The sequence below is a fragment of the Acidiphilium sp. 34-64-41 genome (assembly GCF_002282635.1).
Classification (GTDB): Bacteria; Pseudomonadota; Alphaproteobacteria; order Acetobacterales; family Acetobacteraceae; genus Acidiphilium; species Acidiphilium rubrum.
Map to the genome: position 1 here is coordinate 1 of NZ_NCJX01000171.1, position 1,302 is coordinate 1,302.

Annotated in this window: 3 protein-coding genes; all 3 read left to right on the top strand. The window is 62.0% G+C overall.

Going from position 1 to position 1,302, the window contains the following annotated elements; translation table 11 throughout:
• Positions 1–229 precede the first annotated feature (229 nt).
• On the top strand, positions 230–385 hold the full coding sequence (locus B7X49_RS18660; protein ID WP_286840638.1) for a hypothetical protein: 156 nt from the start codon (positions 230–232) through the stop codon (positions 383–385).
• A complete protein-coding gene (locus B7X49_RS18665) occupies positions 382–939 on the top strand; it encodes a DUF6878 family protein (RefSeq protein ID WP_286705501.1) in 558 nt (185 codons plus the stop codon). Before B7X49_RS18660 ends, B7X49_RS18665 begins: the two co-directional genes overlap by 4 nt.
• Before the next feature lie 6 nt (positions 940–945).
• Positions 946–1,302, top strand: a 357-nt coding sequence (locus B7X49_RS18670; RefSeq protein WP_265638448.1) for a DUF6915 family protein, incomplete at its 3' end; no start/stop codon positions are given.

A 1,302-nucleotide genomic window follows, 5' to 3' on the forward strand; every position in this document is an offset into this window, starting at 1 on the left:
GGTGGATCAAACCGTCGCCTGAACCGATCGGTGTGGGCCCGGCTGCCACGGTCGGTCCGTGCGGGGCAAGGCGTGGGTCCTCGCCATGCTCGCCTGCCCTGGAGGGCAGGCTGTGCGTGGCTCTGGTCCTGCGCTGCGGGCGCTCCGCACCCTTGCGCAGCCTTGCCCCGCCCGGCACCGCCGTGGCCGCGATCCGGACATCTTCACGAAGAAGATGAAAGGAAAATCCATGAAACTCATCATGACAACCCTGCGCCGCACGCTCGAATTCCTGATCGTTCTCGCGATCCTGCTTGCTGCCGCCATCGCGCCGGGCATGCTCAGCGCGAGCAGCTCCACCATCGTTCTCTTCCCCCATACCCATCAGACGGAGACCACCCCATGAGCGATCATTCCACCACACCGACGGCCGAACCGGCATCGGTTGCCACCGCGACCGCGCTGATTGCTGACTACACGGCGGCACACACCGAGTTCCAGAAACTGCAAATCTCGATCCTGCGGAAAGCCAAACCGATCCTGTTCGGCGCGTTGAAAGCCGCCGGGATCAACCGCGTCACCGTGAGCTTCGATGGCAGCGGCGACAGCGGCCAGATCGAATCGATCGAGGCTTACCGCGCGGAGAACCAGCCGATCGATCTACCGGCGGAACCCATCCCCTATCCGTTCGCCACGATGGAAGAACGGTATGAACCCTGTTCGGAGACACCGAGCGGGCAGCGCTGCGCCGGCTATGAAGTCCAGGAAATCGAAAAATCATCCCTGATCCAGAACATCATCAAGGAGATCTTCTGGGACTTCATCGGTGCAAAGCACGACGGATGGGAGGACGGCGAAGGTGGTTACGGCGAGTGCGTATTCGATACCGAGATTGAAACGATCCGGCTCGAGATGAACGCGCGCTACACCGAAACGAATTACTTTGAACATGAAATGTGAGAGCCCGTGGCACACCCTTATCATCATGCGGTGTCATCCGCCCGGACCTGGGGCGGCGCACCCGACGACTACCAGGCGATCCATGACTTCCTCGATTCCAGCAAGGCAGCGGTCGCCGACTTTCGGCACCGCGCAGCTCTCCACCACTCGAGCGGCATCTTCATCACCGAGCGCGTGTTCGGTCACGTTCTGACCAACGGCGCAGGCCGGATCGTTCCGGTCCGGTTGATCGCCGAACAGCACGTGAAAGAGGATCTCGGCCATATTCCGAGCTTCGCCGACTGGGTGCGCGCGATCCGGCCGGAAGCCTGGATGGGACCGCGCAGCACGCTGGACCGCGATATTCTGGATGGAACCGGATCA